Annotated in this window: 18 protein-coding genes and 4 tRNA genes; 17 read left to right on the forward strand and 5 right to left on the reverse strand. The window is 32.1% G+C overall.

The features are described from left to right. Window positions 1-85: 85 nt before the first annotated feature. The 6 genes from AC1RPX_RS07365 to nrdG all read left to right on the forward strand — a co-directional run bounded on the left by AC1RPX_RS07365 (window position 86) and on the right by nrdG (window position 3,606). Window positions 86-159, forward strand: a tRNA-Trp gene (locus tag AC1RPX_RS07365). 12 nt (window positions 160-171) lie between these two features. Beyond that, a tRNA-His gene (locus AC1RPX_RS07370) sits at window positions 172-244 on the forward strand. Window positions 245-277: 33 nt separating this feature from the next. Beyond that, window positions 278-348, forward strand: a tRNA-Cys gene (locus tag AC1RPX_RS07375). A gap of 12 nt (window positions 349-360) precedes the next feature. Next, window positions 361-444, forward strand: a tRNA-Leu gene (locus tag AC1RPX_RS07380). A gap of 422 nt (window positions 445-866) precedes the next feature. Next, a complete protein-coding gene (gene nrdD / locus AC1RPX_RS07385; RefSeq protein ID WP_481761980.1) occupies window positions 867-3,041 on the forward strand; it encodes an anaerobic ribonucleoside-triphosphate reductase in 2,175 nt (724 codons plus the stop codon). After that, window positions 3,016-3,606, forward strand: a complete 591-nt coding sequence (gene nrdG, locus AC1RPX_RS07390) for an anaerobic ribonucleoside-triphosphate reductase activating protein (RefSeq protein WP_481761979.1) — start codon at window positions 3,016-3,018, stop codon at window positions 3,604-3,606. The genes nrdD and nrdG overlap by 26 nt, the downstream gene beginning before the upstream one ends. Window positions 3,607-3,653: 47 nt before the next feature. Here nrdG and AC1RPX_RS07395 read toward each other — a convergent pair whose 3' ends face one another. Genes AC1RPX_RS07395 through AC1RPX_RS07405 form a run of 3 tightly spaced genes read right to left on the reverse strand, consistent with a single transcriptional unit; the run spans window position 3,654 to window position 5,953 of the window. Further along, window positions 3,654-4,211, reverse strand: a complete 558-nt coding sequence (locus AC1RPX_RS07395) for a M15 family metallopeptidase (protein WP_481761978.1) — start codon at window positions 4,209-4,211, stop codon at window positions 3,654-3,656. A gap of 11 nt (window positions 4,212-4,222) precedes the next feature. Then, window positions 4,223-5,269: a sensor histidine kinase gene (locus AC1RPX_RS07400; RefSeq protein WP_481761977.1), complete on the reverse strand. Its 1,047-nt coding sequence runs from the start codon at window positions 5,267-5,269 to the stop codon at window positions 4,223-4,225. A 9-nt stretch (window positions 5,270-5,278) separates the two neighbouring features. Beyond that, entirely contained in the window at window positions 5,279-5,953 is a 675-nt protein-coding gene (locus AC1RPX_RS07405) for a response regulator transcription factor (RefSeq protein ID WP_481761976.1), read from the reverse strand. A gap of 140 nt (window positions 5,954-6,093) precedes the next feature. Here AC1RPX_RS07405 and AC1RPX_RS07410 point away from each other — a divergent pair, with 140 nt between their 5' ends. Together AC1RPX_RS07410 and AC1RPX_RS07415 are read left to right on the forward strand one after the other, a co-directional pair. After that, on the forward strand, window positions 6,094-6,849 hold the full coding sequence (locus tag AC1RPX_RS07410) for an ABC transporter ATP-binding protein (RefSeq protein WP_481761983.1): 756 nt from the start codon (window positions 6,094-6,096) through the stop codon (window positions 6,847-6,849). Beyond that, window positions 6,846-8,882 (forward strand): ABC transporter permease, encoded by a 2,037-nt coding sequence (locus tag AC1RPX_RS07415; RefSeq protein WP_481761975.1) that lies wholly within the window; start codon window positions 6,846-6,848, stop codon window positions 8,880-8,882. Before AC1RPX_RS07410 ends, AC1RPX_RS07415 begins: the two co-directional genes overlap by 4 nt. A gap of 180 nt (window positions 8,883-9,062) precedes the next feature. Here AC1RPX_RS07415 and AC1RPX_RS07420 read toward each other — a convergent pair whose 3' ends face one another. Continuing rightward, window positions 9,063-9,572, reverse strand: coding sequence for an antibiotic biosynthesis monooxygenase (locus AC1RPX_RS07420; RefSeq protein WP_481761974.1), 510 nt, complete (start codon window positions 9,570-9,572; stop codon window positions 9,063-9,065). A gap of 91 nt (window positions 9,573-9,663) precedes the next feature. Here AC1RPX_RS07420 and AC1RPX_RS07425 point away from each other — a divergent pair, with 91 nt between their 5' ends. From AC1RPX_RS07425 to pepF, 5 genes are all read left to right on the forward strand, one after another. Beyond that, window positions 9,664-10,401: an MBL fold metallo-hydrolase gene (locus tag AC1RPX_RS07425; protein WP_481761973.1), complete on the forward strand. Its 738-nt coding sequence runs from the start codon at window positions 9,664-9,666 to the stop codon at window positions 10,399-10,401. Window positions 10,402-10,806: 405 nt separating this feature from the next. Beyond that, window positions 10,807-11,205, forward strand: a complete 399-nt coding sequence (gene spxA, locus AC1RPX_RS07430) for a transcriptional regulator SpxA (protein ID WP_481761972.1) — start codon at window positions 10,807-10,809, stop codon at window positions 11,203-11,205. 167 nt (window positions 11,206-11,372) lie between these two features. Then, window positions 11,373-12,047, forward strand: a complete 675-nt coding sequence (locus AC1RPX_RS07435; RefSeq protein WP_481761971.1) for an adaptor protein MecA — start codon at window positions 11,373-11,375, stop codon at window positions 12,045-12,047. Between the two features lie 66 nt (window positions 12,048-12,113). After that, complete coding sequence (locus tag AC1RPX_RS07440) at window positions 12,114-13,256, forward strand: competence protein CoiA (protein ID WP_481761970.1); 1,143 nt, start codon at window positions 12,114-12,116, stop codon at window positions 13,254-13,256. Between the two features lie 48 nt (window positions 13,257-13,304). Continuing rightward, on the forward strand, window positions 13,305-15,125 hold the full coding sequence (gene pepF, locus AC1RPX_RS07445; protein WP_481761969.1) for an oligoendopeptidase F: 1,821 nt from the start codon (window positions 13,305-13,307) through the stop codon (window positions 15,123-15,125). Between the two features lie 44 nt (window positions 15,126-15,169). On the opposite strand, the gene AC1RPX_RS07450 is transcribed toward pepF, so the two are convergent. Continuing rightward, window positions 15,170-15,787 carry a DsbA family protein gene (locus AC1RPX_RS07450; protein WP_481761968.1) on the reverse strand — a complete coding sequence of 206 codons (618 nt, stop codon included), beginning with the start codon at window positions 15,785-15,787 and terminating at the stop codon, window positions 15,170-15,172. A gap of 252 nt (window positions 15,788-16,039) precedes the next feature. On the opposite strand from AC1RPX_RS07450, the gene yjbM reads away from it, so the two are divergent. Genes yjbM through mgtE form a run of 4 tightly spaced genes read left to right on the forward strand, consistent with a single transcriptional unit; the run spans window position 16,040 to window position 19,780 of the window. Beyond that, window positions 16,040-16,669, forward strand: coding sequence for a GTP diphosphokinase (gene yjbM, locus AC1RPX_RS07455; RefSeq protein ID WP_481761967.1), 630 nt, complete (start codon window positions 16,040-16,042; stop codon window positions 16,667-16,669). 39 nt (window positions 16,670-16,708) lie between these two features. Next, window positions 16,709-17,512 (forward strand): NAD kinase, encoded by an 804-nt coding sequence (locus tag AC1RPX_RS07460; protein ID WP_481761966.1) that lies wholly within the window; start codon window positions 16,709-16,711, stop codon window positions 17,510-17,512. Further along, window positions 17,502-18,395 carry an RluA family pseudouridine synthase gene (locus AC1RPX_RS07465; protein ID WP_481761982.1) on the forward strand — a complete coding sequence of 298 codons (894 nt, stop codon included), beginning with the start codon at window positions 17,502-17,504 and terminating at the stop codon, window positions 18,393-18,395. Before AC1RPX_RS07460 ends, AC1RPX_RS07465 begins: the two co-directional genes overlap by 11 nt. Window positions 18,396-18,412: 17 nt before the next feature. Then, window positions 18,413-19,780 (forward strand): magnesium transporter, encoded by a 1,368-nt coding sequence (mgtE, locus tag AC1RPX_RS07470; RefSeq protein WP_481761981.1) that lies wholly within the window; start codon window positions 18,413-18,415, stop codon window positions 19,778-19,780. Window positions 19,781-19,898: the final 118 nt, after the last annotated feature.

Here is a 19,898-nt window from a genome sequence, read left to right on the forward strand (position 1 = left end):
GAGTAGCGAAGAGGCTAAACGCGGCGGACTGTAAATCCGCTCCTTCGGGTTCGGTGGTTCGAATCCACTCTCTTCCATTTTTTATAGGGGTATAGTTTAAAGGTAGAACTACGGTCTCCAAAACCGTCAGTGTGGGTTCAATTCCTACTACCCCTGCCATTTTTTGTTTTGGCGATATTGGCGAAGTGGTTAACGCACCGGATTGTGGCTCCGGCACGCGTGGGTTCGATTCCCACATGTCGCCTTTTATAAGGTTATATCAAGTAATAATTAATATGGCGGTATAGCCAAGTGGTAAGGCAGAGGTCTGCAAAACCTTCATCACCGGTTCAAATCCGGTTACCGCCTTACACGAGTTATGCCGGTGTGGCGGAATTGGCAGACGCGCTGGACTCAAAATCCAGTTCCAGCAATGGAGTATCGGTTCGACCCCGATCACCGGTATTATTAAGTATTATAGAGAGTATTAGAAAACATGAAAGCCCATTGATTGGGCTTTTTTTGTACGCTAAATTATGAAGAATAATACGAAATTATAGAAAGTTGAGCTTTTGTTGAACTTTTTTGGCTCTTCGTCAACTGTTGTTGGTGGATAATAGTATGAAAATTCTAATCACTTAATAATTAGAGTTTTTTTGGTATAAATTTTTAAGTGTATAAAATATTCTGGTATTGAAATCATATAATAATTTTTTAACTGATATATATACGTCTAACTTTTTAATTACATTTCAAACATCTTGATAGTAAATCATAGTGTACAACAATATATAGATAGTATATATTGTTGTACACTATATATTGTTGTTTTTAAGAGGATAATCAAGTAACATATATTTATTGCTGTAAGAAAAGGAAGGTCACTTATGAAAAAAGTAGAGGTAAAGTTAGATATGCAAGTGCCTGACATATTTGAAAAGCGTGATGGTCGAAAAGTTGATTTTGCATTACGTAAAGTTTTAAGTAGTACTTTGCGTCGATTAAATAGTAAAAAAAATCAAGAAAGCTATCAGGAATTACTATTACATAAATTAAGTAATTATCAAAAAATTAATGCCCAAACGATGTATGGCTTAGTTATAGCTACATATCGTGAATTAGGCTACCGTGATGCATTGGATAGCTTTCAGGAATATAGAATAAATGATGAAAAATTGTGGAAAGAGCAAACTGATCCAGCTGGTCGTTTGGATAAATTATTAAATAAAGATGATACAATTGTTCATGAAAATGCTAATAAGGATAGCAATGTATTCAATACACAACGTGATTTGACGGCTGGGACAGTGGGTAAAACTTTGGGATTAAAATTAATGCCTGAATCACTAGCTAAAGCACATTTACGTGGTTCAATTCATTATCATGATTTAGATTACACACCCTGGAGTCCTATGACTAACTGCTGTCTGATTGATTTTAAAGAGATGTTAACAAATGGATTTAAAATAGGAAATGCTGAAGTTGAAAGTCCTCATTCAATTCAGACCGCAACTGCGCAAATGGCACAAATTATTGCTAATGTAGCCTCAAGTCAGTATGGTGGTTGTTCTGCAGATAGGGTGGATGAGTTACTAGCGCCATTTGCTGAATTAAATTATAAGAAGCATTTAATAGATGCAAAAGTATGGATTGGGAATCCAATAAAACAGATAGAATTTGCTAAACTTAAAACAAGCAAAGATATTTATGATGCCATGCAAGGATTAGAGTATGAAATCAATACTTTATTCTCTTCGCAAGGACAGACGCCGTTTACTACGTTAGGTTTTGGGTTGGGTGAAAGTTGGATTGAACGAGAAATTCAAATCTCAATTTTAAAAATTAGAATAAAAGGATTAGGTCGTGAGCATCGTACGGCAATATTTCCTAAATTAGTATTTACAATAAAAAAGGATTTAAACTTTAAACATGGGGACCCTAACTACGATATTAAGGCCTTAGCTGTTGATTGTGCTACGAAGAGAATGTACCCTGACATATTAATGTATGACAAGATAAAAGAGCTTACGGGCAGTTTCAAGGTACCTATGGGCTGTCGTAGCTTTCTGCAAGGATGGAAAGATAAAAATGGTAATGAAGTCAATTCTGGGCGTATGAATTTAGGCGTTGTTACAGTTAATTTACCACGAATTGCTTTGGAATCCGAAGGTAATATTGATTTATTTTGGGATATCTTTAAAGAGAGGATGCAGGTTTGTAAAGAGGCATTAGTCTTTAAAGTTAACCGTGTCAAGGAAGCTATCCCAGAGAATGCACCCATTCTATATCAACATGGTGCTTTTGGCGAAAGGTTAAAAGCAGACGGAGATGTTGATGATTTATTCAAGAATCGTCGCGCTACGGTCTCATTAGGTTATATTGGACTATATGAAGTTGGAACTGTTTTTTTTGGACCTAATTGGGAAAAAAATGAAAAGGCGCATAATTTTACGATTGACATCGTTAAACGCCTCAAGGAGTATTGTACAGATTGGTCAGATGAATACGATTATCATTTTAGTGTTTATTCAACTCCTAGTGAATCCTTAACAGATCGTTTCTGTGTATTAGACACTGAAAAATTTGGTGAAATTAAAGATGTTACAGAAAAGGAATATTATACAAATAGTTTTCATTATGACGTTAGGAAAAATCCAACTCCGTTTGAAAAATTGTCGTTTGAAATGGAATATCCTAAATATGCATCAGGTGGATTTATTCATTACTGTGAATACCCAAATTTACGTCAAAATCCTAAGGCTTTAGAAGCAGTCTGGGATTGGGCTTATGATAAAATCGGCTATTTAGGAACTAATACCCCTATTGATCATTGTTATAAATGTGGTTTTGATGGTGAATTTAACCCAACTGAACGAGGATTTGAATGCCCTAAATGTCAAAATCATGATCCAAAAACATGTGATGTTGTTAAAAGGACATGTGGATACTTAGGTAATCCACAGCAACGTCCGATGGTTCATGGACGTCATAAAGAAATTGCTTCTCGTGTTAAAAATATGACTTTAGGAATGGTTGATGATGGAACGACAAAAGAGAGTTAAAGCACCACGAAATCCGAAACCTAAAGAATGGATTGCCAGTGAGTTAAGCCAACAGTATATTGCATCTTATAAACCATTTAATTTTGTTGATGGTGAAGGGGTTCGTTGTAGTTTATACGTTAGTGGCTGTTTATTTGCTTGTCCGGGTTGTTATAATAAGGCAGCGCAAAATTTTAGATATGGGACACCATATACAAAAGAGCTTGAAGATCAAATAATAACTGATTTAAGCGAAGACTATTGCCAAGGATTAACTTTATTAGGCGGAGAGCCTTTTGTTAACACGCAGGTTTGTTTAAGCTTAGTGAATCGTATTCATGATACTTATGGATGGACGAAAGATATCTGGTCTTGGACTGGTTATACATGGGATGAATTAATGCTTGAATCTGATGATAAACTTGAATTACTTTCAAAGATTGATATTTTAGTCGACGGTCGATTCGAATTACCAAAAAAAGATTTAACTTTGCAATTTAGAGGTAGCTCAAATCAAAGAATTATTGATGTTCAAAAATCATTAATTGCGGGTGAAGTTATTCTCTGGGATAAATTGTTAAGATAAAAAACTTGTCACAATACCTTGTATGTAAGGTGTTGTGACAAGTTTTTTTAATAATCATTTGGATTCGCGATAAGTGGTGAATAGTCATTCATATCAGAATCTCTATAGTCCCACCATTCTTCAGAATATCCGATAAAACCAGCAGTTATCATAGCGTTATTTAGTATATCGTAATTTATTTGTTGTTGAGGTGTTCGTTTATAATTTCTTCCAGCTCGTTCTGAAAAGTCGTCAAATTCACTTTGCATGTTAAGCTCGTGGCCATCCATATCACAGATAGTTAAATCAAATGTCACGCCTTTTTGATGACTGAAATTAGGATTTGGCTTCGCTACAAAATTAGGATCGGGATAAACGTCAAATAATTTTTTTTGAGCAGAGACTGGTCTGTAGGCGTCCCAAATTTTTAAACGATAGCCTTGAGTTTTGAGTAATTGACTTGCGATACCAAGTTTCTTAGCTGTTCCTGTTCTAGCGATTGCTGTAGAAAAGTCATAAATAATTTGGTTAGTAAAGTTGTCTTTTGTAGCATAGCGTAAATCTACAATAATATTAGGATCAATATCTTTAATATTTGTAAAACCGAGTTCAATTTCTGATAACATGATAGACCCTCCTAGCGAAGAATTTCGCCCATTTCATCATTATAATAAGAAAGTTTAGGAAATATAATTTTAACTGTAGTACCTTCATTTTTTGGAGATTCAATTTCTAATTGGTGACCTAATTTTTGACTTAGTTGATTTGCTAAATAAAGGCCTAATCCGGTTGCATTTTGGTTGAATTGACGCCCGTTATTCCCGGTAAATCCTTTGTCAAAAACGCGAGCTAAATCTGCGTTCGGGATACCAATGCCATTATCTTTAATGGCTAATATCGTTTCTTTTTCAGTATCTTTAAGAGAAATAACGATTTCACCATTATTTGGTGTGTATTTTAATGAATTGGTAATCACTTGATTTAAGATAAAACGTAGCCATTTTGAATCAGTTAGAACGGAAATATCTGTACTGTTAAAAACGAAACGAATATGTTTTGAAAAAAATAAGTTCATATTATCCCGAATGACAAGATTAACTACTTTTTTTAGTGAATCATCTTGAATTAAATAATCATTTGAAAAGCTATCTAAACGAGAATAATAAATCACTTGTTCAACAAAATTTTCAATGTTTTTTAATTCAATTTCAGTTTGCATGACTTGTTTTTCAGATAGCTTGCCATCAGATGTTTCAATTAGTAACTGAATAGCAGCTAAGGGAACTTTAATATCATGAATCCAAGCATTTAAAAAATCCTCTTGTTCTTGTTGTTTAGACAAGATATTATTTATTTGTATTTGATGATTGTTTAATAGGGCATTAACATAACCCTGATATAAACGTTGTTCATTGGAATGTGCACCATTAATAGGAATCAATAAATCTGCTGTTGCTGGATCAATTGGTAATTTAAATTTTTGGTACCATTGATGATTAATCCAGTAACGTGTTACAACAAAAATACTTGATATAATAACTACCAGAATATCTATATATAATAATGTAGATAAAACAATGTTATGGAATGGATCAAACCACAATACAAGATTAATTAAGAGAATAACTAGAAGGAAAAAGATGATTGTTGTAATTCTATCTGAAATGTACTTAAAAAATGTCATTAGTGTCTCCTAAGGGATAAGATAACCTTGTCCTACCTTTGTCTCGATAAAATTGGGTAATCCAGCTTGTGCTATTTTTTTACGAACGCGATTAATATTAACGGTTAACGTATTGTCATCAACAAAATGTTCGTCTTCCCAGAGTTCTCGAAGTAATTTTTCACGGCTAACAATTTTCCCTGTCTGACGCATTAAATATTGCAGTAACTGGTACTCATTTTTTGATAAATCAATAATTTTATCGTTAAATTTTGCAGTTCCATTTTGTAAATTCAAAAAAAGGCCATTATGCTCGAGTGTTTCTGGTCCCATTTCTGCGTAATTGTAAGTGCGTCGTAATAATGCAGAAATTTTTGCAACTAAAACTTCCATTGAGTAAGGTTTATTTACGAAGTCATCGCCACCCATATTCATTGCCATAACCATATCCATATTGGTATTTCGGCTTGAGATAAATATAATTGGTACATTTGATATTTCACGGATTTTTTTACACCAGTAAAAGCCATCAAAATCGGGTAAATTAATGTCTAATAAAACTAAATGTGGTTTTTTTTCAATGAATTCAAGATCAATTTCACTAAAATTATTAATTAAAATAGGGTTGAATCGCCATTTTGCTAGACTATCTGCAGTAATGTTGGCAATTGTTTTATCATCTTCAACAATCATTATACTAAACATATTATCACCTCTTTAAAGTAAGAACTATTTACCCTACAATACCGGTTTTTAGCATTAAATTCAAATAGATAAAAAGCGTAAATAAATATTGGCGTAATTATCCTATATATAGGATAATACTTGGTAATAGGAGAAATGAAATTATGACATTTATTGAAGTAGATCACGTTAAAAAAATTTATGGAATGAAGTTTAATAGATCGACTGCAATTGATAATATTTCGTTTGTAATTGATTCAGGAGAATTTGTTGGTATTATGGGACCATCTGGTGCAGGAAAAACGACGTTATTAAATATGATGTCGACTATTGATAAGCCAACTTTTGGACATGTTAGAATAGATAACCAGGATATAACACAATATAATGAAAAAAAATTGTCTGAGTTTAGAAGACAACAGTTAGGGTTTATTTTTCAAGATTTTAATTTACTTAATTCGTTGACTATCAAGGAAAATATAATTTTGCCCTTAGCATTGGATAAAGTAAATGTAGAAATAATTGAGGCAAAACTTGCTAATATTGCTAATATTTTAAATTTAAATAATATTTTAAAACATTTTCCAAATGAAATTTCAATTGGTCAACAGCAGAGGGTTGCAGTTGCACGAGCTATTATAACGGCACCCAAAATGTTATTCGCAGATGAACCGACAGGAAGTCTAGATTCAAAAGCAGCTACGGAACTATTGAAGTATTTAACAGACGTGAATGAAAAGCAAAAGATGACGCTCATGATGGTAACTCATGATGCATTTACAGCTAGTTATTGTAAAAGAATTATTTTTATTAAAGATGGGAATATCTTTGCCGAAATTAGGCGAGATGGCTCTAGAAAAGAATTTTTCCAAAAAATAATTGATATGCAAGCAGCTATTGGTGGGGGAAAGCAATGAAACCACTAGTGAATATTGTTTTTAAAAGTATTTGGCGCAGTTTATGGGATTATTTAATTTACATTATTGCTAGTGCGATAGCAGTTACAGTTTATTTTTCATTTTTGTCAATGTCAATTAACAAAGAGTTAACACAAAATGCGCGCGTAGAGTTACCAATTTCTGTTACTTTACGTATTAGTAGTTTTTTAATTTTGATTTTTATTGCTTGTTTCATGATGTACACTAATCTTTTTGTGGCGAAACGGCGAGAAAAAGAAATTGCTGTTTACCATCTTCTTGGAGTGAAAAAAAAAGAAATTGCGACAATGCTATTTATTGAAAATTTAATTCTAGGTAATATAGCATTACTGATTGGTTTAGTGGTTGGTGCGATCTTTTCTAAATTATTTGCTATGATTTTGTTGAGGGCTATGTTTATTGTGGCAGATACCAATATTATTATATCTTGGCATAGTTTAATTAGTACAATAGTTATCTTTAACGTTATCTTTTTAATGATGTCAACTGTTAATGCAAGTGTTATTTATCGTAAACAATTAGTTTCATTGTTTAAAAATAGTGATAATGCCAGTGTCGAAAAATTTGGACCATTTAAACGATTTATGGCTATCATTAGTATCTTTTTTATTATTGTACCTTTATTTATGGCAGTAAATTTTGAAAATTTGGGACCTATTTTTAATGTTTGGTTACGTAAAAATGATTATTTTTTAGCAGTATTGATTATTGCAATTATGATTATCTTAGGGACTCTTTTGATTTTTAATTATTTGGTGCCGATAATGATAAGTATGATACAAAAATGGCGACATTTTATGTATCGGGGTGGTAGGCTACTTGCTTTTTCTAATTTAAAAGTCAGTTTAAGACAAAATAAGGTCATCTTAAGTTTAATGACTTTATTAATAATGTTCTCTTTATCTGTATTTATTGGAGTGGCTACGTTGTATTCATATTCCCAAAAAACAATTGATCAAGTGGCACCAGCTCATTTTATTACGGACGATTATCATTTAAAAACTGTAAAAAAAGTATTAAAACAAAACAATTTAATAGTGAAACAGCAAGTAAGTGGACATCTTAAAATTGTACCGATGAAAACAAGTGTTCAATTAAAAGCAAATAATCAAAGTGAAGCTAAAATTGTGCCAATTACAATAATGTCAGAAACAGATTATAATCATGCGCGTAAAATTCAAGATGATTTAGAACCGATTAAGATTAAATCGAATGAGACAGTTATGATTTTACACAAGTTAGCAAGATATCAAATTAATGATGATAACCAGCTCATTCAATTTAAGCAAAAATCAATGAACAAATTAAAGATAAAAACATACTTAAGTACGTTTCCGTATGGTGAAATACATTACATTCAAAATTTGTTAATTGTTAAAGATAGTGTCTACAAACGTGTTGATAGCAACACAAAATATGGACTTACAGCTATTAATATTAAAAATTATCAGGAATTTGCACAATCTAAAAATGATTTCGGACATAAATTAGATAATCAATCTAAAGAACAGACCTATTTGCAGCAGACAGGGACAACATTATCGAATGTCCGTTATAAATTTTCTAATCAAATTAAGTCAAACTACCATTATCGAAATTTGGGTGTGAGAAATCAAGTTGAAAAAAATGTTAACGAATTAGATGGGTTTTATATTTATATAGCATGTTTTATTAGTATTATTTTAGTATTAGCAACTTGTAGTATTTTAATGTTACAACAAATGATAGATCTTAGACAAAATCAAAAAACTTATTCACTAATGCAAAGTCTAGGTGTGACCAAAAAAGAGATTAAGCGAATTATTTATCAGCAAACAGCCAGTTTATTTTTAATTCCGGTTATTTTAGGATCGATAGAAGCAATATTTACTTTTAATATTTATGTCGCATTATTTGATCAACCTAACCTAAATGTTCTCATTTTCTTCTGGGGGACCTTCTATGTGATGTATTTAGGCTTATTTTTAATTACCGTGAGAGTGTTGAATCGGATAATAAATAACAGAGTTTAAGAACGGTTAAATGATTAATAGCCTAAAAGTTAGAAAACTTTTTAGGCTATTTTTTGGTTGGAAATTAAACATTTTTGGGGAATAACTATTGTAAAAAAATAGCTAATTAATGACTTGTTTGAGTCATTAATTAGCTATTAATATCGTTTGTGGAATACGGATTGTTTTTAACTAATTGGATTAATCTTTTATATTAATTAATTCATTAACAGAATACACTGCGTCTATGGGAGTAATTTGAAACTCACTTTCATAGTACTTTAACTGTTTATAATTTGACGTTTTACGCCAATTAATAAAATCAGATTGTTGCTTCCAAATTGTTAAAAAAACATAATTATAACCTTTAGATAAAGACTGTAATGTGTAAAAAGAAATGATACCAGTTGGTTTTGTTTGTTCATTAATAAAAGTTTGTACTTGAGCTAAGTAAACTTTACTTTCTTCATCGCTCAAAGTAATATATTTAAAATGATAAAAACCTTGCCATGAATCCATTCCTACATGATATCGAACACGGAAGTCTAATCCAGAGTAGAAAATAGAATTATCATCTGATGTGTCTAATAAGTAAGAATTATTGTACTTATTAATTGGATTAAGTAGAATAAATGATCGGGATGGATTATTTCGAATTATAGACTTTAAAAAATATTCAGCGCCTAATGCTGTGTTTATATGATTTAACAAAGATACATCTCCCATTTACTTTAATTCATTATTAAGTATAGCCCAAAAAAAGGTATAATAGAGTCAAAAGTAACAGGAAGGACAATTAAAAATGAAGTTGACAATTTTAGGATTCTATGGGGGTTATCCTGCCCATACAGTTGGAACTAGTTCATATTTAATTCAGAGTAATGGTTTTAATTTATTGTTGGACTGTGGAAGTGGAGCAATGCTTAGTCTAGAACCTAAACTAGATTCCTTGAAGTTAGATGCAGTTGTTTTATCACATTATCATCAGGATCATATCGCAGATGTCGGCGTTTTACAGTATAGCTGGCAGATTAACGGTGAACAAGTGAAGCAACCACTTCCTATTTATGGGCCATCTATTGATCAAGAAGCATTAGCAAAATTAACTTGGGCAAATGCGACAATTGGAATAGGATATAAGAATAAAGAAGTTATAGACATTGGGCCTTTTACTTTTGAATTTTTAGAAACAATTCACCCAGTGCCTACATATGCTATGAGAATAACGGAACGGGCAACTGGGAAGGTCTTTGTTTTTACAGCTGATACGGCGTATGACGAAAAATTAAATGAAATTAGTCAAAATGCAGATATATTAATGACCGATACAAACTTTTTTGATGATAAAATTGGCAAAAAATGGCATATGACATCTACCGAGTCTGGAAAGTTTGCTCGTTTAAATAATGCTAAAAGATTAATTTTAACGCATTTACCAGCAAATGGTTCCCACGAATTATTAAAAGAACAAGCTGAATTATCAGCTGGCAATAATATCGATATAATACTCGCAAAAAAATATTTAGAACTAATTTTGTAATCGGATACATATTGTTAAATTTTTTTAACAATATGTATCTTTTTTTTGAAAAATAAAATAATGATAAGATTGTTGCAAATAAACGATTAAGTGCGTGTTACGTACTTTTAGTAAGTATATATCGAGTGTAAAGTATATTAAATAATTGAGATAGCAAATTATTTTTCATTCAATAAATAATAATAACTATAAAATATATGTAATATCATACTCGAAATATAAAAAACAATATCAAAAATGATGTCATTTAATCATTTAATAATGAACACAAATGAATTAAATGTATTATTAGTAAAAATATTAATTAGTAAATTTTTTTAATAAAATGGTAGTAATTTGTTTGATAATAAGTTACAATTGTTTTATAGGAATTGATAAATTTTTTATTAAAAGGAGAGAGCGCATATGGTAACTTTATATACTTCACCAAGTTGTACATCTTGTCGAAAAGCACGTGCATGGCTTAAGGAAAATAATATTCCATTCCAAGAACGTAATATTTTTTCTGAGCCTCTCAACATTGATGAAATTAAAACAATTTTGCAAATGACTGAAAATGGAACAGAAGAAGTTATTTCTAAACGCTCAAAAGTTTATCAGGAACTAGATATGGACTTAGACGATTTACCACTTCAAGAATTATTCTCATTAATTCAAGATAATCCTGGTTTATTACGTCGTCCTATTATTCTAGATGAAAAACGATTACAGGTTGGATATAACGAAGACGAAATTCGTCGCTTCTTACCAAGGGATGTACGTGCTTTAGAATTACAAAAGGCACAATTACTTGCTGGATTTTAATTAATTTAAAATTAAATAATATTGAAACATTAGTTTTTAATAAGGTAACATGGTAAAATTCAGGAAGACGCATTCCTGAATTTTTTTTATTTAGTTTAAACTACTTTACAAATAGTAAATTTTAGATAGAATTAAGGTCAAGTTATCAGAAAGATGGGTGATTAGTAATGAAAATGGAAAAAATAAATGAAAATACAATTCGTGTTTTAGTTGAAGATGAAGATTTATCTAAAAGAGGTATTACTGTTTTAGATTTATTAGGTAATAGAACTCAAATTGAAGATTTCTTTTATAGTATTTTACGCGAAGTAGACACGGAACATGAATTTGAAAATAATGAAGCAGTTACCTTCCAGGTATTACCTAATCGAGATGGCTTGGAGTTATTTATCAGTCGTGGAAAGCCAGACGAGACGCAAAATCCGAAAGAAATAAACATTTCTGATTTATCTGAGAATGATGATCTAGGAAGCTTTATAAAAGATAGATTAGCTGAGCTTGAAGACAGTGACAATGACTCACAAGATACTGTTGGATCGGGTTATAAAAAATCTGCTCAAACAAGAATGTTTGAATTTGGGGACTTCGAAGATTTTATTCAATTAGCTAAAATTTTTAGACCAACAAATACACAAAGCAATTTATTTAAAGTCCAAAATAAATATTTTTTAGAACTAATTTTTGATAAAGATAATACAACAAAAGAAACAATCGAAAATGATATAGCTGTCGCATTAGAGTATGCACAGGTTGTCTCATCGACAGGACCATTTATGGAAGAACGTGGTAAAAAGATTATGTCATCTGACGCACTCTCTGAGGCAAGAAGATACTTTAAATAAACAAACTAATCGAAAAAGGTTAGTTTGTTTTTTTGCGTATTTAAATTGTAACAAGGGGTAATTTGAATGATATTTGCAAAACAAGAACACGTAGATGAGTTGGTATGCGCAATAAATTTTAAGCAAAACAATAAATATTTTTGTCCTGGTTGCGGAGAGCGTGTTGTCTTTAAAGAAGGCCCGCAAAAACAAGCTCATTTTGCTCATTTTAAAAAGTCATGTCATTTTTTTTCAGAAGGTGAAACGAAAATACATGTCACAGGGAAAAATTTAATTAAAATGTGGGCAGAAAAAAGACATAAAAGAGCAGATATTGAGCAATATTTGCCTAAACTAAAGCAACGACCGGATGTTTTAATAAATTTAAAAAATAGCCAGTTAGTCGTAGAGTACCAATGCAGTCCGTTGACGCTAAAAGATTTTAACAAAAGGACTGACGGTTATAAACAAAATGGGTATCGTATTTTTTGGATTCTAGGGATGAAACATCGTTTAAATAAAAAATTAACACAACAACAAGCAATGTTTATAAATTTCCATAAAAATATTGGTTATTTCTTAGTATTTATCGATACTGAGCGACAGTGTTTAATTTTAAATTATGAATTATGGTTTGAAAATTTATATGGTATTCGTTACTGCACAAAAGTATTTAATGATGTAACAGACTTAATGGTATTTATCAAAAATAATTGTAGGAATAAAACTTTGAATTTGTCACCAGCAGACTTGTTCCGTCAATTGACTAAGTTAGAGAAAAATTGTTATTATTTGAATCATTATTTAAAGCAACAGATTGATTTTTGCTACATGCAGCGATATTATTTTATGGGATTTCCGATATATTGCTTGAGTCAGACGCGTCTTCCGCCAATCTATCGACATGATGACTTTTTTTGGAGAATTCGAGTTATTTTAGATTTGCAAAAATATACCACTGATGTTATTTCGAAAAAAGAGCTTGAGTTATTATTTAACCTGCAACAAAAAATCACAAAAACTCTTTTTGAAATGCCACTTGTTGGTCATCTAGCAATTAAACAAGTTAATAATGCATATATTAAGGGTTTAATTAAAAATCATATTTTAATACCAATTAAAGAATCCGAAAATTATCGAATTGACAATCAGATTGTATGGTCCAGTGATATATCGCTAAAAATGGAAAATTTACAGTTGAGGCATACATTTATTTCAAATTTTGATTAAAAATATGTTATCTTATAGGAGTAAATAAACGATATTCGGAGGCTTTTTATGACAGTAGCTAAGCAATTACCAAAGCGTGAAGAGGTACCAGAAAATTTAACGTGGGATGTAGAAAAAATATATGGTTCAGATTCATTATTTGAAGAGGATTACAAAAAAATTGAAGAATCTGTAGTAACTATCGCTAACTTTAAAGGTACATTGAGTCAAGATAGTACAACAATGTTACGTGGATTAGAAGCTATTTTGGCGCTTGAACGGATGCTCGAAAAAGTATACGTGTATGCGAATTTAAAAAATGATCAAGATACAGAAAATTCAACATATCAAGCTTTAAATTCAAGGGCTGGCGCCTTGGCAGCTAAGGTATCGGCTGCTATTTCTTGGTTTGAACCTGAAATTATTGCGATACCAGAGGATACTTTAAAGCAATTTATGTCTGATAATCCTGATTTAAAAGGCTATCGTCATTTTTTTGATAGTTTATTATTGGAGAAGGATCATGTCCTTTCGCATGCTGAAGAAACGCTCTTAGCTGGAGCAGGGGATATATTTAGCGCCTCTTCTAAAACGTTTGAAATACTGAACAATGCTGATTTGAAATTTCCAGTTGTTCAAGACGAACAAGGTAATGATGTTCAATTATCACAAGGTATTTATGGGGTCCTTCTAGAATCAACTTCTAGAAGTGTTAGAGAACAGGCCTTTAAAAAATTATATGAAGTCTATGGTCAATTTCAAAACACACTAGCTTCAACACTTTCAAGCCATGTTAAAGTTCATAACTATAGTGCACAAGTTCGACATTATAAAAGTGCCAGAGATGCGTCATTATCAAATAATCAGATACCTGAAGTTGTCTACAATACACTAATTGAGCAGGTTAATAAGAATTTACCGTTGTTACACCGTTATGTTGCATTACGTAAGAAAATTTTAAAAGTTGAAAAATTACATTCATACGATTTATATACACCAATAACAGGCGAACCCGCACTAAGTTACACGTATGATGAAGCGAAAAGTGAGGCATTAAAAGCCTTAGATAAAATGGGACCTGATTATCTAAGTCATGTTCAAGAGGCATTTGATAACCGTTGGATTGATGTTGTTGAAAATCAAGGTAAAAGAAGTGGTGCCTATTCATCAGGTATGTATGATACAGCACCATATATGTTATTAAACTGGCAAAATAATGTAAATAATCTTTATACATTGGTACATGAAATGGGACATAGTATTCATAGTTACTATACGCATCATAATCAGCCTTATTTGTATGGTGATTATCCAATTTTTTTAGCAGAAATTGCGTCAACAACTAATGAAAATACGTTAACACATTATTTATTAAAGACTCAAACAGATCCTAAGGTTAGGGCATTTTTACTTAATTATTATTTAGACGGGTTTAAAGGAACTATCTTCCGTCAAACACAATTTGCAGAATTTGAACATTGGATTCATGAGGAAGACGCGGTTGGAAACCCACTAACGGCTGATAAACTGTCTAAATACTATGCTGATTTAAATCAAAAATATTATGGAGAGAGTTTAGAACGTGATCCAGAAATTGCAATGGAATGGTCAAGAATTCCGCATTTTTATTATAATTATTATGTCTATCAATATGCAACAGGGTTTGCTGCTGCAACCACTTTATCTGAGGGAATCACTAGTGGAAAACCTGATGCATTAGAAAACTATTTGAATTATTTGAAAGCTGGGAGTTCAGATTTTCCAGTTGATGTCATGAAAAAAGCAGGTGTAGATATGACTAAGTCAGCATATCTAGTTAACGCATTTGCTGTATTTGAAGCAAGATTGAATGAATTAGAGGCATTATTACCTCAAATCTTAGAGAAATAAAAAATACGTAACTTAGTTAAAAAACTAAGCTACGTATTTTTATTTTATAAAACGTATAGTTGGTTTTGAGGGTTAATTGCTTGATGTAAGTCATTTTGAATATTAAAATCACCAGCACAAACTTTCGAAATATCTACTAAATCAGCATCTGGGAAGGATACACCACAGTCTAGACCATCAATATTATTAATGACGATTGTGGGATGCATTGTAACGTTCATATCATTGGCAATTTTTTGATCATTTTTAAATGATTTTTTTGCTAACACTGAATGTCTATCTTCATTAAACATTTCCCAGTTTAAGTTAACTTCTTTAGCAACTCGTTGAATGAGCTCTTCTGAGTAACAAGTGCTATCTTGAACTAAAGCCGCTTGAATTGCCATTAAGAAATCACGTCCACGTTTTTTTCCTTGAAAAAGAGCTGCTTTATAATCTAAAGCGGCTTGGTAAATTGACCCAGATAACACATTTCGAAGCGCTAAGTTACGTGTATCAAGATTTTTTTCAATCATGACATTGTGCACTGTTTGGATGTTTAACATGGGTACAAATTGGAATGAGATTTTTTGGGGAGATAGACGAATAAAGTCTAAAACCTTTTGTTCAGATTTGAAGCATTTTGTACCTAATGGGTTGACAAATAAATAAATTTCTAGCAAGAGTACTCCTCCAATTATAGTGATTAGATTTAAAATCGTGTGGGGTTTGATTTCATTTCTGTTTTAATAACTATTACCACTTTACCAAATTTTTTTTTTTTTTCAATTATTAACACTTAATTAATAACAGATATTATTAAAATTACTTGTTTTTTGAAAGATTTGGTAACATTGTGAGGTTAATTCGGAACTGAATCACTAATTTATGCTAAAATGAGATGAGTAAATTGAATAATAGAATAGAGTGATAAAATGGTAGAAGATTGGAAATATTTCTTTAGACCCTATGAACAGGCCGTTTCAGAAATGAAAATAAAAATGCGTGGTTTAAGAAAACAGTTCACGGGTATTGGTCAACATTCGCCAATTGAATTTGTGACAAGTCGGGTTAAATCAGTTGATAGTATTTTAGAGAAAATTGAACGACGTCAAATTTCTGAAGAACGTTTAGAAACTGACATGCAAGATATTGCGGGTATTCGCATTATGTGCCAATTTGTTGATGATATTTATCAGGTTGTTGACTTATTACGTTCTCGAAATGATATGACCGTTGTAGAAGAACGTGACTACATTACTAATAAAAAAGCGAGCGGTTATCGCTCATATCATATTGTACTTAAGTACCCGGTTCAAATGATAAATGGAGAAAAAAATGTACTTGTTGAAATTCAAATTCGCACGTTAGCTATGAATTTTTGGGCAACGATTGAGCACTCTTTAAATTATAAATATCAAGGAGAATTTCCTAGCCAATTAAATGCACGGCTCGAACGGGCAGCAGAGGCTGCGTTTAAATTAGACACTGAAATGTCCGAAATTAGAGAAGAGATTCAAGAAGCGCAGCATTTATTTTATGGTAAGGGTTTAAACAAAAAATAAACATTAGGTATCATGGGCGTCAGGAAAAGAGGGTTACGAATGAAAGTTGCTATTTTCGAAAATGATGGGGAAAAATCGCAAAAAGTTGGTAAAGAACTGTATCAAAAACTAACGGATGCACATATCGTAATTGATAATAGTCATCCTGAAATTGTGATTACGGTTGGTGGGGATGGAACTTTGCTTTCTGCTTTCAAACATTACCAAGATAACCTTGAAAACATTAGATTTGTTGGCGTACATACAGGGCATTTAGGTTTTTATACGGATTGGCGAGATGATGAAATTTCAGATTTAGTTACTAGTCTCCAATCAGATAATAAACAATCAATTAATTATCCATTATTAGATGTTAAAGTTGATTATTTTGATGCAGAATCAGAAAGATTTCTTGCATTAAATGAATCAACCTTAAAAAGGATTAACAATACAATGGTAACGGATGTTTATATTGGTGATCAGTTATTTGAAAAGTTTCGTGGAGATGGTTTGTGCATTTCTACGCCTACTGGATCTACTGCCTATAATAAATCGGTTGGTGGAGCGGTTATTCATCCCGAACTCGAGTCAATACAAATGGCAGAAATTGCGTCTATTAACAATCGTGTGTTTAGGACGCTAAGCTCACCAGTTATTGTGGCTTCAAATGATTGGATTACACTGAAACCAACACAAAGCAGTGACTTTGTTTTTAGTATAGACCAAGAAATCTATCATAATCGGCAAATTAAGGCAATTAAATATAAAATAGCGAAGGAACACATTTGTTTTGCCAAATATCGACATAATAATTTCTGGAAACGTGTAAATGAGGCGTTTATTGGTAGTGATTATGCAGATTGATTGGCAGTATACAGGGACGTCTCCTCAAAAAGTGAAGACTTTTCTGAAAAATGAAGGTGTATCTAGGCGATTACTTGCAACGCTTAAGTATTGTGGTGGTAAGCTATTAGTCAACGATAACGAGCAGTGGGCAATTGACTTCATTCAAACAAATGATAAAGTGAGTATTGTTCTACCAGCTGAGAAAAATAAAAATGAATTAAAAAAATCGTTTGTACCAATTGATATCGTTTTTGAAGATCGCGATTTTTTAATTATTAATAAACCAGCACATGTTGCCTCAATTCCTTCATATTTACATCCGGAGGATACCTTGATTAATCGTGTCGCAGGCTATTATCAAAATCGACATTTAAATGATTTTATTCCACATATTGCGACGCGACTTGATCGTGATACGAGTGGGTTAGTATTGTTTGCTAAACATCGATTTGCTCACGCTTTATTGGATCAACAGTTACAAAATCATCTAATTAAAAAGTACTATACAGCATTTGTCGAAGGACAGATTGAAACTCCGCATGGGACAATTGATGAGCCAATTATGCGTGATCCAGAATCATTCATTAAGAGGCAGGTTGGCCATGGGGAAGGTAGTCAAGTAGCTTTAACTGAGTATTGGTTAGAGAAATCTGTAAAAGGTATTAGTCAATATAAAATCCAATTACATACGGGGAGAACACATCAAATTCGTGTTCATTTTGCATCCACAGGGCATCCCTTAGTTGGTGATACATTGTATGGTGGGCATATAATTATGCCAATGCAACGCCAAGCGCTACACTGTAGTGAAATTGAGTTTTATCAACCATTTACACATGAACAGATAAATGTTCAGAGTCACCTTGCATCGGATATGCAAAAATTTATAAATAAAAAATAAACGAGGTATTCATCATGGTGGATACAGAAAAATATAACCAAATAAAAACTGAAGAAATTATTGATTCGCTTGAAAAGAATCAACAATATAATTTTCACAATGAATTTACAGATTTGCATGTTTATGAGCAAGCTGAGATTTTTTCAGTGCTTAATAAAGAGCAACGCCAAAAGGTGTATCAGTACCTGACGCCTAAGGAATTGAGTGACACATTTGATGCCGCTGAAGATGATCCGGAAGATGTTGTTAAATATTTTGATGAAATGTCTCTAAAGTATGTGGCTGAGTTATTAGATAATATGTACACTGATAATGAGGTTGACCTGTTGGGACAACTGGATCAGCATAAATTAGCGAGATATTTAGGTCTGATGGATAAAGATAAGGCCTATGAAATAAAAAGTCTGCTGCATTATGAAGATAAGACAGCTGGTGCTATTATGTCAACTGATTTTGCCTCAATAACCTCAGATCAAACAGTGAGTTCTGCAATGCGTACTTTAAGAGAAGAAGCAAGTGATGCGGAAACAATTTACTATGATTATGTTATTAATAATGATCAGCGTTTGATGGGGATTGTAACATTACGTAATTTATTAATGAGTAATGAGAAGGCGTTAATTGGAGATATCATGACGACACCAGTTATGTCTGTTAAAGCTGATGACGATCAAGCAGACGTTGCCAAGATGATTCGGGATTATAACTTTTTAGCAATGCCAGTTACAAATTATGATGAACAATTAATTGGTGTGATTACTGTTGATGATATTATTGATGTTATTGATGAAGAATCGGCTGAGGATTACTCTGGTTTGGCCGGTGTCGATACTGAAGATCAAACAGAAAATCCATTTAAAGCAGCATCAAAACGTTTGCCATGGTTGATAACGTTATTATTTTTAGGTATGTCAACGGCAAGTTTAGTTAGTCATTTTGAAGGGTTACTGAGTGAAGCAAGTATTTTAGCTGTCTTCATTTCATTGATTACAGGAACGGCCGGTAATGCCGGAACACAAAGTTTAGCTGTTGCTGTTCGACGCCTAGCTGTAAAAGATGACAATGAACAAAGTGTGCTTAGACTAATTATAAGTGAAGTTTTCACTGGATTAGTAATTGGGGTTGTAACGGGTATTTCCGTCACTTTAATTGTCGGACTCTGGAAGGGTAACTTTGTTCTCGGGATGGTGATAGGACTTGCAATGATGTGCGCTATTACGGTGGCAAATTTAGCGGGTAGTTTTATACCAATTTTAATGGATAAAATTGGTGTTGATCCAGCAGTTGCATCAGGGCCATTTATTTCGACATTGAGTGATTTAACTTCTGTGTTAATTTATTTTAGTATTGCACAAGTATTCTTAAAATTTTTTATTGCGACTTAAAGAAAAACTTAAAAAGGTTCCAACAACTTCAGATTGAGTGATGTAATAATCCCTTTATGGTTGTCAGATGAAATAATATAATTTCATCCGATAATCATGGAGGGATTTTTGTATGTCC

This window comes from Dellaglioa sp. CoH-56-MRSF-14 (assembly GCF_056782115.1).